At 68.1% G+C, this 12,666-nt stretch carries 13 protein-coding genes; 9 read left to right on the forward strand and 4 right to left on the reverse strand.

Annotated elements, in window-relative coordinates:
• Positions 1–28 precede the first annotated feature (28 nt).
• From K3U93_RS18055 to K3U93_RS18070, 4 genes are all read left to right on the forward strand, one after another.
• Positions 29–1,336, forward strand: a complete 1,308-nt coding sequence (locus K3U93_RS18055) for a magnesium transporter MgtE N-terminal domain-containing protein (protein WP_083010733.1) — start codon at positions 29–31, stop codon at positions 1,334–1,336.
• Entirely contained in the window at positions 1,333–1,875 is a 543-nt protein-coding gene (locus K3U93_RS18060; protein ID WP_071511820.1) for a DUF1003 domain-containing protein, read from the forward strand. The genes K3U93_RS18055 and K3U93_RS18060 overlap by 4 nt, the downstream gene beginning before the upstream one ends.
• A gap of 112 nt (positions 1,876–1,987) precedes the next feature.
• Positions 1,988–3,208 (forward strand): lytic transglycosylase domain-containing protein, encoded by a 1,221-nt coding sequence (locus K3U93_RS18065; RefSeq protein WP_083010734.1) that lies wholly within the window; start codon positions 1,988–1,990, stop codon positions 3,206–3,208.
• Between the two features lie 36 nt (positions 3,209–3,244).
• Complete coding sequence (locus K3U93_RS18070; protein ID WP_139796966.1) at positions 3,245–4,405, forward strand: Mrp/NBP35 family ATP-binding protein; 1,161 nt, start codon at positions 3,245–3,247, stop codon at positions 4,403–4,405.
• Positions 4,406–4,487: 82 nt separating this feature from the next.
• Here K3U93_RS18070 and tatB read toward each other — a convergent pair whose 3' ends face one another.
• The 4 genes from tatB to sigE form a co-directional block, all read right to left on the reverse strand.
• Positions 4,488–4,865 (reverse strand): Sec-independent protein translocase protein TatB, encoded by a 378-nt coding sequence (gene tatB / locus K3U93_RS18075; RefSeq protein ID WP_071511823.1) that lies wholly within the window; start codon positions 4,863–4,865, stop codon positions 4,488–4,490.
• Positions 4,866–6,386 carry a serine protease HtrA gene (gene htrA / locus K3U93_RS18080; RefSeq protein WP_083010736.1) on the reverse strand — a complete coding sequence of 507 codons (1,521 nt, stop codon included), beginning with the start codon at positions 6,384–6,386 and terminating at the stop codon, positions 4,866–4,868.
• A 145-nt stretch (positions 6,387–6,531) separates the two neighbouring features.
• Positions 6,532–6,936, reverse strand: a complete 405-nt coding sequence (gene rseA, locus K3U93_RS18085; RefSeq protein ID WP_071511825.1) for an anti-sigma E factor RseA — start codon at positions 6,934–6,936, stop codon at positions 6,532–6,534.
• Between the two features lie 119 nt (positions 6,937–7,055).
• On the reverse strand, positions 7,056–7,808 hold the full coding sequence (gene sigE / locus K3U93_RS18090; RefSeq protein WP_071511826.1) for an RNA polymerase sigma factor SigE: 753 nt from the start codon (positions 7,806–7,808) through the stop codon (positions 7,056–7,058).
• Between the two features lie 202 nt (positions 7,809–8,010).
• Here sigE and K3U93_RS18095 point away from each other — a divergent pair, with 202 nt between their 5' ends.
• From K3U93_RS18095 to K3U93_RS18115, 5 genes are all read left to right on the forward strand, one after another.
• Complete coding sequence (locus K3U93_RS18095; RefSeq protein WP_071511827.1) at positions 8,011–8,679, forward strand: O-methyltransferase; 669 nt, start codon at positions 8,011–8,013, stop codon at positions 8,677–8,679.
• A gap of 104 nt (positions 8,680–8,783) precedes the next feature.
• A complete protein-coding gene (locus K3U93_RS18100) occupies positions 8,784–9,422 on the forward strand; it encodes a TetR/AcrR family transcriptional regulator (protein WP_083010812.1) in 639 nt (212 codons plus the stop codon).
• On the forward strand, positions 9,412–10,344 hold the full coding sequence (locus K3U93_RS18105; RefSeq protein ID WP_071511828.1) for an ABC transporter ATP-binding protein: 933 nt from the start codon (positions 9,412–9,414) through the stop codon (positions 10,342–10,344). Before K3U93_RS18100 ends, K3U93_RS18105 begins: the two co-directional genes overlap by 11 nt.
• A complete protein-coding gene (locus tag K3U93_RS18110) occupies positions 10,341–11,984 on the forward strand; it encodes an ABC transporter permease (protein WP_139796967.1) in 1,644 nt (547 codons plus the stop codon). Before K3U93_RS18105 ends, K3U93_RS18110 begins: the two co-directional genes overlap by 4 nt.
• Positions 11,985–11,991: 7 nt before the next feature.
• Positions 11,992–12,666 (forward strand): methyltransferase family protein, encoded by a 675-nt coding sequence (locus K3U93_RS18115; protein ID WP_083010737.1) that lies wholly within the window; start codon positions 11,992–11,994, stop codon positions 12,664–12,666.

Below are 12,666 nucleotides of genomic sequence, written 5' to 3' on the forward strand. Positions count from 1 at the left end.
GGCCGGCGGCTGCCTAGGCTCTACTTCCATGGGACCGGTCAACAGGGTCTACGTCGCGCGGCTTCCGCGGATGCTGGTGTTGGGTCCGATGGGCGAATCCTTCGGGCGCGTCCGCGATGTCGTGATCAGCATCAGCATCGTCCGTCAGCAACCGCGCGTCCTGGGACTGGTCGTCGATTTGGCGACCCGCCGCAGCATCTTCATTCCGATGCTGCGGGTTGCCTCGATCGAGCCCGACGCGGTGACGCTCAAGACCGCCAACGTGTCGCTGCGCCGATTCGAGCAGCGGCCGGGCGAGGTGCTGGCGATGGGCCAGGTGCTCGACACCATGGTCAAGGTCAACGACCCCGCGCTGCCGGAGCTGGCCGGCCTTGACGTGGTGATCACCGATCTGGGGATCGAACAAACCCGAAGTCGCGACTGGATGGTGACCCGGGTCGCCGTCCGCACGCCTCGCCGGCTCGGGCGGCGCGGCCCGGTGCACGTCGTCGACTGGCACAACGTGCAGGGCCTCACCCCGTCGGCGCTGGCCTTGCCGGATCAGGGGGTCGCGCAGCTGCTGGACCAGTTCGAAGGGCGCAGGGCCGTCGACGTGGCCGACGCCATCCGCGGCCTGCCGGCCAAGCGGCGCTACGAGGTGCTCAAGGCGCTCGACGACGACCGGTTGGCCGACATTCTGCAGGAGCTGCCCGAGTTGGATCAGGCCGACGTGCTCTCGCAGCTGGGCACCGAACGATCGGCCGACGTGCTGGACGAGATGGATCCCGACGACGCCGCCGACCTGCTCGGCGTGCTGAGCCCGACGGATGCCGAGATCCTGCTGACCCGGATGGACCCCGAGGAGTCCGCCCCGGTGCGCCGGCTATTGACGTATTCCCCCGACACCGCGGGCGGCCTGATGACCTCGAACCCGGTGGTCCTGACCCCGGACACGTCGGTCGCCGAGGCGCTGGCCCGGGTCCGCGACCCCGACCTCACCCCCGCGCTGTCGTCAATAGTGTTTGTGGCACGCCCGCCGACGGCCACCCCCACCGGGCGCTACCTGGGCTGCGTGCCGCTACAGCGACTGCTCCGCGAGGCGCCGGCCGAACTGGTCGGTGGGATCGTCGACAGCGACCTGCTCACCCTGACGCCGGAGACCCCGCTGGCCGCGGTGACCCGCTACCTCGCCGCCTACAACCTGGTCTGTGGACCGGTGCTCGACGACCAAAACCACCTGTTGGGAGCGGTAACCGTGGACGATCTGCTCGATCACCTGCTGCCGCACGACTGGCGCGTCGACGTGGAGGAGCTGGACGCCGCCGGCCGGCTCGAAGGATTGGGAGGATCCGTGTGAGCAAATCCACGGCACCGCGACGGCTGTACACCCCACGGACATCGCGCAGGTACTCGCCACGACTGGACCCCGAGGCCGTTGGGCAGGTTACCGAGTCCATCGCGCGCTTCTTCGGCACCGGCCGCTACCTGTTAATCCAAACGATCGTGGTGCTCGCGTGGATTGCGGTCAACCTGTTCGCGGCCAAGCTGCGCTGGGACCCGTACCCGTTCATCCTGCTCAACCTGGCCTTTTCCACGCAGGCCGCCTACGCGGCACCGCTGATCCTGCTGGCCCAGAACCGTCAGGAGAACCGGGACCGGGTGGCGCTCGACGAGGATCGTCGCCGCGCCGCGCAAACCAAGGCCGACACCGAGTACTTGGCCCGCGAGCTCGCGGCGTTGCGGCTGGCCGTCGGCGAGGTCGTGACGCGTGAATACCTGCGTCACGAGCTGGAGAACCTGCGCGAGTTGGTGACCACCTTGCGGCCGGAAACCCGGGATGCGGGGTCCGTGCAAGCCGGTGACGGTTTGGAGCGGACGGCAAAGAATCCCGGGTGAGAACCGAACTGACCATTGCGCCACTCTGGTCACAAGAGTTATGTATGGTGATCTAGTTCACGAGGCCAAACGGAGACGGTTTCGCGACCAGGTCAATACTGAGGACGGTCGAGTGCGCATTGGGGGACGCAGGGGTCGCCCGGACGACGCCGGGGATACCACCCGCTTGTGGGGGGCGGTGCGGCAACGGGCGCTTCGCGTAAGACGGACGCCGGCATTCGGAGTCGCCCTGATTAGTCCCTTGGTATTGGCCGGAGCGGTCGGGGGCACGGGTCCCTCATTCCGCGGACCAGTAACACCGGTCCACGAGCAGGTGCGCGCCGCCATTACCCCGGTCGCCGCGGTTTCGCCCACCGGCCCCGACAACTCCGGCCCGGCGGTCATCGCCATCGAGCGTGTTCCGACCGCCTTCCACGTCGCCGAGTCCGCTCCGTCCGCGCCGCCGCCACCGATGGTCGTGAATTCGCCTGGCGCGCTGGGTATTCCGTCGATCGCCCTGGCCGCATACCGCAACGCCGAACAAAGGATGGCCGTCGCCGACCCGGGCTGCGGCATCAGCTGGAACTTGCTGGCCGGGATCGGACGCATCGAGTCGGGCCACGCGGGCGGGGGCGCGGTCGACGCGCGCGGCACGGCGGTTGTCCCGATCTACGGCCCCGCGCTGGACGGCACGCTGCCCGGCAACGAGGTGATCATCCAAAGCAGCGTCGGCAATCGCGTCACCTACGCCCGCGCGATGGGGCCCATGCAATTCTTGCCCGGCACCTGGGCGCGATACGCCGTCGACGGCAAAGGTGACGGCACGGCCGATCCGCAGAATCTGTTCGACTCGGCGCTGGCGGCCGCCCGCTACCTGTGCACCGGCGGGCTCAACCTGCGCGACCCGTCGCAGGTCATGGCCGCGATCTTGCGCTACAACAACTCGACGGCCTACGCGCAGAACGTGCTGGGTTGGGCGGCGGCGTACGCCACCGGCGTGGTCCCTGTGGACCTGCCGCCGATGACCGGACCGCCACCGCCGCTTGGCGACGCGCACGACGAGCATCCGGAGGGGCTCGGGCCCAACCTGCCGATGAACGTCATCGGCCTGCCGACGGACGACCCGTTGGCACGCGTGCCGTTGATCGACTTAAGCCAGCCACAGCCCGCCGGTCAGCAGCCGATGTTCCCGTGGATGGCGCCCTCGCCGCAGCAGGCGCCGACCCAACAGCCTGGCTGCACGCTGATCTGCATCGGTCCGCAAAGCCCGGCGCCGCAGGGACCGCAACTGCCGTTTGCTCCGCCTCCTAACGCCGTCCCGCCATGGGCCCCTCCTGCACCGCCGGCCGGCTGACCATCCGGCAACCGCGCACGCCTACACTCGGCGGTGATGTCCAGTCATGACTCCCCTGGTTTGAAAGCCGACCTCGCCACCGCCATCCACACCGCACTGGCGAGGGTGATCGACCCCGAATTGCGGCGTCCCATCACCGAACTCGGGATGGTCAAAAGCGTTGACGTCGAGCCCGGCGGCGGCGTGCACGTGGCGATTTACCTGACCACCGGCGCCTGCCCGAAGAAGGCCGAAATCAGCGAGCGCGTCGCCAACGCGGTCGCTGACATTCCGGGCACCGGGGCGGTGAAAGTCAGCCTGGACGTGATGAGCGACGAGCAGCGCACCGAGCTGCGCAAGCAGTTGCGCGGGGACGCCCGCGAGCCCGTCATCCCGTTCGCCCAGCCCAGCTCGCTGACCCGGGTGTATGCGGTCGCGTCCGGCAAGGGCGGAGTCGGGAAGTCCACCGTCACAGTCAATCTCGCCGCGGCCATGGCCGCGCGCGGCCTGTCGGTCGGCGTGCTGGACGCCGACATTCACGGCCACTCCATCCCGCGCATGATGGGCACCACCGACCGGCCCACGCAGGTCGAGTCGATGATCCTGCCGCCCATCGCGCACGAGGTGAAGGTCATCTCGATCGCCCAGTTCACCGAGGGTAACACCCCGGTGGTGTGGCGCGGGCCGATGCTGCACCGGGCGTTGCAACAGTTCCTGGCCGACGTCTACTGGGGCGATCTGGATGTCCTGCTGCTCGATCTGCCGCCGGGAACCGGCGACATCGCCATCTCGGTGGCGCAGCTGATCCCCAATGCGGAGATCCTGGTGGTGACCACGCCACAGCTGGCCGCGGCCGAGGTCGCCGAGCGGGCCGGCAGCATCGCGCTGCAGACCCGCCAGCGCATCGTCGGCGTGGTGGAGAACATGTCGGGGCTGACGCTGCCGGATGGCTCAACGATGCAGGTGTTCGGCGAGGGCGGCGGCCGGCAGGTCGCCGACCGGTTGTCGCGCGCGGTCGGCGCCGAGGTGCCGCTGCTGGGTCAGATCCCGCTGGACCCGGCGCTGGTGGCCGCCGGCGATTCGGGCACACCGATCGTGCTGAGCGCGCCCGACTCCCCCGTCGGCAAGGAACTGCGGGGCGTGGCCGACAACCTGTCGTCGCGGCGGCGCGGCCTGGCGGGCGTCTCACTGGGCCTCGACCCGAAGGGGCGTCCGTAACTACCGGCGAGCGTGCGTGTTTGTACACCGACACGCCGCAAAACGTGTACAACTGCGCACGCTCGCGGGCAAAAACGGCGAGTCAGGTCGCGTCGGTGTCGAACGGGGTCTGACCCGGGGCCCTCTCGACGCCGGTCGGTTTCACCGGACTTCCGTTCGCCGGCCTGTCGAAGTTCCCGGTGAAGAAGGAGTCGTCGCCGTCCAGCAGGTGTTTGGTCAGGGCGGCGCGCGGCGTCATGCCCCGCAGTTTCTGCAGCTCACTAAGCGGGCCGCGCAGCTCGTCGAACTCGGGCCCGATGTCCTCGCGCAGCTGGCTGGTCACACCGCTGAGGTAGTCGCGCGCCTGCCGCAGCGCGGTCGCCGTCCAGCGGATGGCCCCGGGGAGCCGCTCCGGGCCAAGGATCACCAGCCCGACCACGACGAGCACGAGCATTTCCCCCCAGCCGACGTTGGCGAACATCTAGCCGTTGTCCGGGTCCGGTTTCACCGTCAGGGTGACGTGCCGGCCGTCGCGGACGACCTCCACCGGGGCGTCCTGGCCGATGGTCAACTGCCGCACGGCGACGACGAACTCGTCGGCGTCGGCGACCTTGCGGTTGCCGACCTTGACTATCACGTCGTTCTCCAGGATCCCGCCCTTTTGCGCGGGGCTTCCCGCCTTCACGTTCGCGACCTGCGCGCCGGAGGCGATCGCGTTGCTCACCGAGCGGGTGCTGACCCCCAGCGTCGGGTGCACGATCTTTCCGTCTTTGATCAGGGTTTGGGCGACCTGCTTGGCCTCGTCGATCGGGATCGCAAAGCCAAGCCCGCTCGCGCTGTCGGAGAGCGACTTGCCGGCGGTGTTGATGGCGATCACCTGGGAATCCATGTCGATCAGCGGGCCGCCGGAGTTGCCGTGGTTGATCGAGGCGTCGGTCTGGATGGCGTCGATGACGGTGTCGGTGTCGGAGCCCTCGCCCGACAGCGGGACGGGCCGGTGCAGCGCGCTGACGATGCCGTGCGTCACGGTGCTGCGCAGCCCCAGCGGGGCACCTGCGGCAAGAACCTCGTCACCGACGCGCACCTTGTCGGAATCGCCCAGCTGGGCCACGGTCAGGTTGTCGACGTTGTCGACCTTGAGCACGGCCAGGTCGGTCTTGGGGTCGCGGCCGACCAGGTTGGCGGGCACTTCCTTGCCGTCGTTGAAGACCACGGTCGTCTTGAACTGGCTGGGATTGTTCGCCGCCTCGGAAATGACGTGGTTGTTGGTGACGATGTAGCCGCGGCCGTCGACGACGACGCCGGAGCCCTGCATGCCCTCCTGGTCGCTCTTCGACTCGATGGTCACCACGGCGCCGGCGGTCGCGGCCGCCACCTTGGCGAACCGGCCGGCCGGCAGGTCACCACTGCCGCTGGTCGACAGCGTCACCTTGGAGGTGGTGAACGCCTCGACGACCTCGGCCGTCTTGCGTCCGATCACGCCGCCGATCAAGCCGATCACCAGCGCGATCAGCAGCAGGACGGCCAACGCGAGGTAGGACACCTTGCGTCCGAATAACACGTCGCGCACGCCGAGCTTGCCACCATAGCCCAGCGCGGTCCGCGGCACCGGCGGGACCACCGCCGGGCTGCCCAGGGCCGCGGCGGCCGCGGGGTCGCGCCAGGGATCGTCGGGCTCGTCCGGCTCGGCGCCGTCCCTCTCGGTGGCCAGGGCGCCGGCATCGATCGGATGACGCTGCAACGACTCGGCGCCGACGGGCCGGCTGAAGGCCTCCTCGAGGACCGGATCGGCAGGTTGATCATCGGGCCTGAACTCGGCCTCGTCGCGATACTTTTGCGGGCGCACGCGCTCGGCCACAAAAGAGCCCTGCAGCCCGTCGGGACGGCCGAACGCCTGACGCGATGCGGGGTCGACCGGTGGCCGGGAGATGGGGCGCGGCGCCAGGCGCTGTCCGCCGTTGTTGCCGCTGTCGTTGCCGCTGTTGATGCCGTCGGAGGTCACGTTATCCCTTTTGGATCCTCTTCTTGAGCGCCCGAGACAGGCTTTTTACCCGGCGATATGGGGCACCGGCATTGTCCGTGTCCACCCTAGTATCCACGGTTCGGCGCCGGACGGCATGAACGCGCACAGCGACGAAGGCGTCAAGCTACTGACGCTTACGCTGGTCGCGCACGTCTCGGTCGGCAAAACGGTCTACCGGGGCCCCAGCGTCGTCATCGGACGGGTCGGTTGGATAGTGCGGAATTTCGGACAGCAGTCCCAATAGTTCGCTGGGGATGCGGATCGGGCGGGAGTCGCGCAACGCCGCCCGCGCCCGGCTCTGATCATCGACCGCGGCCGCGCATTCCGGGCACAGCGAGAGGTGGTGCGCGGCGCGCAGGTGTGCGTTCATCCGCAGCTCACCATCGACGAATGCCGCGATCGCCTCGATCGACAGGTGCTCGGTGGAACCGAACCGGCGCGGCGCGCCGACCGGCGCATCGCTCTGGGAGGCGAACTGTGCGGGCAGCCAGGAGAACGCGCGGCGAAACACCTCTCCTCGGTCGACCATCACCAGCTCCTCTCGTCGCCACCCATCCCTCGAATGTAGCGCGACGTGACCCGATACCGCGTCCACTGCCCGCAAAGTAGCTGGGTGAATCGACTGGTGTACGACGCTTCGGCGTGGCGCTACGCCGACTCGGCGCGGACGCCGTGTTCGGCATGCGCGGCCAGATAATCGCGCAACGCCTGACGTCCGCGGTGGATGCGGCTGCGCACGGTGCCCAGCTTCACGCCCAGGGTGGCACCGATCTCCTCGTAGGACAGGCCTTCGATGTCACACAGCACAACGGCGGCGCGAAACTCCGGCGGCAACGAATCCAGGGCGGCCTGCAAGTCGGCACCAAGCCGGGCGTCGTGGTAGATCTGCTCGGGGTTGGGCTCGTCGGCGGGGACCCGGTCGTAATCCTCGGGCAGCGCCTCCATCCGGATGCGGGCGCGGCGGCGCACCATGTCGAGGAACAGATTGGTGGTGATGCGGTGCAGCCACCCCTCAAAAGTTCCGGGTTGGTAGTTCTGGACCGACCGGAAAACCCGAATGAAGGTCTCCTGGGTCAGGTCCTCGGCGTCGTGCTGGTTGCCGGAGAGCCGGTAAGCCAGCCGGTACACCCGGTCGGCGTGCTGACGCACCAGCTCGTCCCACGACGGCATGGTTGCCTTATCCCCGGTCGCGTCGAACACCGCGGTGCCCTGTAGCCCCTCGGACGCCTCCACCCATTGGTCATCGCGGCAGCCGTGGGCATGCGACATGGTGCTCGGGCCTAAAAGCGTAGTGATGATCGGATCCTCCGGGTTTACCCTGCCGTCAAGGTCTGGCAGTTCGTCGTCGGCAACGCGAAGCCGCCATTGTGTATTCCCGGTCCAGTACCCACCCCGTTCCATAGGGAAACGGTCGCGTATCGGCGTATGCGCGGCATAGGAGCAGTCTGAGCTAAGGCTGAGAAACCATATCGTTACATGGGTTACCCAGGGCATATCGATTGCAAAGTGACGTTGATCGCACCGCCTGTTCCGGGCGTGTCGCGACCGTCCCGCTCAGGCGCGCCTGTCGGACCGCGCCGCAAATTGGAATACGCTGCGGGGCATGGACGGCACGGACGCGGAAACCCCCGGCCAGACGGCCCCCAGCCGGGCCGAATCACTCTGCGCGCACGCCGAAGGGTCGATATCGGAGGATGCGCTCATGGCCGCCGCCCGCGAGCGCGCCGTGGAAATCGGCGCCGGGGCGGTCACGCCCGCGGTCGGTGCGTTGTTGAGCCTGTTGGCCAAGCTCAGCGGCGGCAAGGCCGTCGCGGAGGTGGGTACCGGCGCGGGGGTCAGCGGGCTCTGGTTGCTGTCGGGCATGAGCGACGACGGCGTGTTGACGACGATCGATATCGAGCCCGAGTACCTGCGGCTCGCCAAGCAGGCGTTCTCGGAAGCGGGTGTCGGGCCGTCGCGCACCAGGCTGATCAGCGGCCGCGCCCAAGACGTGCTCACCCGGCTCGCCGACGAGTCATATGACCTGGTGTTCATCGACGCCGACCCCATCGACCAACCGGATTACGTCGTCGAGGGCGTGCGGCTGCTGCGCCCCGGCGGCGTCGTCGTGGTGCATCGGTCGGCGCTGGGCGGGCGCGCCGCCGATCCGACGGCGCGCGACGCCGAGGTGGCCGCGGTGCGCGAGGCGGCCCGGCTCATCGCGGAGGACGAGCGGCTCACCCCCGCGCTGGTGCCCCTCGGCGACGGCGTTCTTGCCGCGGTCCGCGACTAGCCGAGCAGACGCAAAACCCCCATTTCCGGTGCGAAATGGGGGTTTTGCGTCTGCTCGGCGTGGGCGCTTGACCCAAGGCTGAACGTGCGTTTAATGTGCTGAACATGCGTTCAGCCGACCTCACTGCCGCGGCCCGGATCCGCGACGCGGCTATCGAGCAGTTCGGCGAGCGCGGGTTCGGGGTCGGGCTGCGCGCGATCGCCGAAGCGGCGGGAGTGAGCGCGGCGTTGGTCATCCACCACTTCGGCTCCAAGGAGGGCCTGCGCAAGGCCTGCGACGACCACATCGCCGAGGAGATCCGCAGCGGCAAGTCGGCAGCGATGCAGTCCAGGGATCCCGCGACCTGGTTCGCGCAGATGGCCGAGATCGAGTCCTACGCGCCGTTGATGGCCTACCTCGTGCGTAGCATGCAGACCGGCGGCGAGCTAGCAACGGCGTTGTGGCACAAGATGATAGACGATGCCGAGGTGTACCTGGACGAAGGGGTGCGGTCGGGCACGCTCAAGCCAAGCCGCGATCCCCGGGCGAGGGCGAAGTACCTGGCCATCACCGGCGGCGGCGGCTTCCTGCTGTATTTGCAAATGCATGAAACCCCAACGGATCTGCGTGCCGTGCTACGCGACTACGCCCGGGAAATGGTGCTGCCCGCCCTCGAGATCTACACCGACGGATTGATGGCGGACAGCACCATGTACCACGCATTCCTCGCCGCCGACGATCAAGGAGAATCCCATGCCGTCTGACAATTTCGCGCCCATCGAAATCCGTAGCTTGAGAAAGAATTACGGTTCCGTGCGCGCGTTGGACGGCCTCGACCTGACGGTGCGTGAGGGCGAAGTGCACGGGTTCCTCGGTCCGAACGGGGCCGGGAAGTCGACGACGATCCGCATCCTGTTGGGCCTGGTGAAAGCCGACAGCGGAACCGTCCGGTTGCTGGGCGGCGACCCGTGGACCGAGGCGGTCGACTTGCACCGCCAAATAGCCTACGTGCCAGGCGATGTGACGCTGTGGCCCTCGCTCACCGGCGGCGAAACCATCGACCTGCTGGCCCGCATGCGCGGCGGCCTCGACCAGAAACGTCGCGCCGAGCTGATCGAGCGATTCGACCTCGACCCGCACAAGAAGGCCCGCACCTACTCGAAAGGCAACCGCCAAAAGGTCTCCCTGATTTCAGCGTTCTCGTCACACGCCAGGCTGCTTCTGTTGGACGAGCCCAGCAGCGGCCTGGACCCCTTGATGGAAAACGTGTTTCAGCAGTGCGTCGGCGAGGCGCGCGACCGTGGCGCGACGGTCTTGCTGTCCAGTCACATCCTGGCCGAAACGGAAGCGTTGTGCGAAAGGGTGACCATCATCCGCGACGGCAAGACCGTCGAAAGCGGCTCGCTGGACTCCATGCGGCACCTCAGCCGCACCTCGATCAAGGCCGAAATAACCGTCGACCCAGGTGATCTCAGCCGCATCAAAGGCGTGGAGGATGTCAGCATCGACGGCACCACGCTGCGCGCCCAAGTCGACGGCGAAAGCCTCGGGGAACTCATCCGGGCGCTCGTCGATGCCGGTATACGCAGCCTCGTGAGCCAGCCGCCAACCCTCGAGGAACTCTTCCTGCGCCACTACGACACGACCGACGGCCGGCGCGAACACAGGCAGGTGTCGGCGCGATGAGCACCGCCACCTTGGACCGGCCGCGCCACCCGGCGCATCCGGCGCCCCGGACCGGTTCGAACTTCTCGGGAACGCTCGGGCTGCTGCGGCTGTATTTGCGCCGCGACCGGATCTCGTTGCCGCTGTGGGTACTACTGCTGTCGGTGCCGCTGGCCACGGTCTACGTCGGCAGCATCGAGAAGGTTTACCCCACCCAGGCCGCCCGCGCCGGATTCGCGGCCTCCATCACGGCCAGCCCGGCCCAGCGTGCGCTCTACGGGCAGATCTACAACGACAGCCTTGGGGCCGTTGGCATTTGGAAGGCCGGGATGTTCCACCTGCTCATCGCGGTGGCCGTCATCCTGACGGTGATCCGGCATACCCGCGCCGACGAGGAGACCGGCCGGACCGAATTGGTCGACTCGACCGCGGTCGGCCGGTATGCCAGTCTCAGTGCGGCGCTGATGTTGTCGTTCGGGGCGTCGATCGCCACCGGCGCGATCGGCGCGGCGGGATTGCTGACAACCGACGTCCCGCCCGGCGGGTCACTCGCTTTTGGGGCGGCGCTGGCCGGCTCCGGCCTGGTCTTCACCGCGGTGGCCGCGGTGGCGGCGCAGCTGTCGCCGAGCGCCAGGTTCGCCCGCGGTGCCGCGTTCGCCGCATTGGGCGTCGCATTCGCGCTGCGGGCCGTCGGTGACGCAGCTGATGGCAAGCTGTCATGGCTCTCGCCGCTGGGGTGGTCACTTCAGGTCAGGCCGTACGCGGGCGATCGCTGGTGGGTCCTGCTGCTGCATCTGGCGACGGCTGCGGCGCTCACGGTGGTGGCGTATCGGCTGCTCGCCGGCCGCGATGTTGGCGCCGGACTGATCGCCGAGCGGGCCGGTCCCGGCGCCGCTGCCCCGTGGCTCGGCAACGTCTTCGGGCTGGCGTGGCGGCTTGACCGCGGCGCGCTGCTCGTGTGGACCGTGGGCCTATGCCTGTACGGCCTGCTGATGGGCAGCGTGGTGAACGGCATCGGCGACGAGCTGGGCGACAGCGGCGTCGCGCGTGACATCGTCGCCCGGATGGGCGGAACCAGCGCCCTGGAGGACGCCTTCATCGCGGTGGCGTTCACCATGATGGGGATGGTGGCCGCCGCGTTCGCCATCTCGCTCACCATGCGACTGCATCAGGAGGAGTCCGGCCAGCGCGCCGAGGCGGCACTGGCCGGCGCGGTTTCCCGAAATCGCTGGCTGGCAAGCCATTTGGTAGCCGCGCTGGTGGGATCCGCGGCCGCGATGCTAATCAGCGGATTCGCGGGCGGGCTGATCTACGGCGTCGCGGCCGGCGACGTCGGCGGCAAGCTGGCCGTCGTCGTCGGTGCCGCGGCCGCACAGCTGCCCGCCGTCTGGCTGCTCGCCGCGGTGACGATCGCAATCTTTGGTCTGACGCCGCGGTTCACACCCTTGGCGTGGGGCGTGCTGGTCGGGTTCATCGCCGTGTACCTGATCGGTGAGCTGGCCCAATTCCCGCAGTGGTTGCTCGATCTCGAACCGTTCGCACACACTCCGCGGGTCGGCGCCGACTTCACCGCCGTGCCACTGCTATGGCTGCTGGCCCTCGACGCGGCGCTGATCGTCCTGGGAGCCATGGCTTTTCGACGTCGTGATCTACGTTGTTAGGAGCGTCATGAAAACCGGTGTTCGGCTGACGACGTCCTCGATTCTCGGGTTGGCCGCATTCGGCCTCGTCCTGTTCGTGCCGGCCGGCACACTGAATTATTGGCAGGCATGGGTTTTCATCGCCGTGTTCACGGCGACATCGGCCATCCCCACGATCTATCTGGCGCGGGCGAACCCGGCGGCCCTGCGGCGACGCATGCATGCCGGGCCACGCGCGGAAACGAGGATGGCTCAAAAGATCATCATCGTCGGCTCGTTTGTGGATCTCTTCGCGATGATGGCGTTCAGCGCGTTCGACCATCGAATGGGCTGGTCGCACACGCCCGTCTGGGTGTGCCTGCTCGGCGATGTGCTGGTCGCGGCCGGGCTCGGCATCGCCATGCTGGTGGTCATACAGAACGGTTACGCGGCCGCCACCGTCACGGTGGAGACGGGCCAGAGGGTGGTCGCCGACGGTGTCTACAAGTTCGTCAGGCACCCGATGTATGTGGGCAACGTGATCATGATGTTGGGCATACCTTTGGCACTCGGGTCTTACTGGGGGCTTCTGTTCGTCATCCCGGGCGTCGTGGTGCTCGTCTTCCGCATCCTCGACGAGGAAAGGCTACTCACCCAGGAGTTGGCCGGGTACCGCGAATACGCGCAGCGGGTGCGGTATCGATTGGTACCCAACGTGTGGTAG

It is taken from the genome of Mycobacterium malmoense, from assembly GCF_019645855.1.
Taxonomy (GTDB): Bacteria; Actinomycetota; Actinomycetes; order Mycobacteriales; family Mycobacteriaceae; genus Mycobacterium; species Mycobacterium malmoense.

What these genes read in the sequence shown, in the direction of transcription:
- rseA (WP_071511825.1), bottom strand. Translation starts at nt 6,936, where the DNA reads ATGGTCGACCGAGGAGAGGTGTTTCGCCGCGCGTTCTCCTGGCTGCCC.
- K3U93_RS18115 (WP_083010737.1), top strand. Translation starts at nt 11,992, where the DNA reads ATGAAAACCGGTGTTCGGCTGACGACGTCCTCGATTCTCGGGTTGGCC.
- K3U93_RS18095 (WP_071511827.1), top strand. Translation starts at nt 8,011, where the DNA reads ATGGACGGCACGGACGCGGAAACCCCCGGCCAGACGGCCCCCAGCCGG.
- sigE (WP_071511826.1), bottom strand. Translation starts at nt 7,808, where the DNA reads ATGGAACGGGGTGGGTACTGGACCGGGAATACACAATGGCGGCTTCGC.
- K3U93_RS18070 (WP_139796966.1), top strand. Translation starts at nt 3,245, where the DNA reads ATGTCCAGTCATGACTCCCCTGGTTTGAAAGCCGACCTCGCCACCGCC.
- K3U93_RS18055 (WP_083010733.1), top strand. Translation starts at nt 29, where the DNA reads ATGGGACCGGTCAACAGGGTCTACGTCGCGCGGCTTCCGCGGATGCTG.
- K3U93_RS18110 (WP_139796967.1), top strand. Translation starts at nt 10,341, where the DNA reads ATGAGCACCGCCACCTTGGACCGGCCGCGCCACCCGGCGCATCCGGCG.
- tatB (WP_071511823.1), bottom strand. Translation starts at nt 4,865, where the DNA reads ATGTTCGCCAACGTCGGCTGGGGGGAAATGCTCGTGCTCGTCGTGGTC.
- K3U93_RS18100 (WP_083010812.1), top strand. Translation starts at nt 8,784, where the DNA reads ATGCGTTCAGCCGACCTCACTGCCGCGGCCCGGATCCGCGACGCGGCT.
- K3U93_RS18105 (WP_071511828.1), top strand. Translation starts at nt 9,412, where the DNA reads ATGCCGTCTGACAATTTCGCGCCCATCGAAATCCGTAGCTTGAGAAAG.